At 62.0% G+C, this 234-nt stretch carries 1 pseudogene; it reads left to right on the plus strand.

What is annotated here, in order from left to right:
- Nucleotides 1–30 precede the first annotated feature (30 nt).
- Nucleotides 31–234: pseudogene (locus tag SB753_RS41565) on the plus strand (hypothetical protein); the annotation flags it as partial.

Consider the following 234-nt stretch of genomic DNA (forward strand, 5'->3'; position numbering starts at 1 on the left):
CTTCGGCTCCTTGCTGTAGGAGAGCCGGAGATGACAGCAACGACATTCGGCAAAGTCCTGAGCGGACTCTTTGGCCTTCGGGAGCCAGTATCAGAGGCGGCAGCGCCCGCACCGGTAGTGGTAGGGCAAGGGGGCCGCAACGAGCGTCAGGTCGTTATCGCAGGCGAGGTGCGGCTGTTCCGCGACGAAGGCGATGTAGTCGTTCAGTTTCGCCCGGCCTTCGATTACCAGTTG

Source organism: Paraburkholderia sp. SIMBA_053 (assembly GCF_046534895.1).
GTDB classification, from domain to species: domain Bacteria; phylum Pseudomonadota; class Gammaproteobacteria; order Burkholderiales; family Burkholderiaceae; genus Paraburkholderia; species Paraburkholderia caledonica.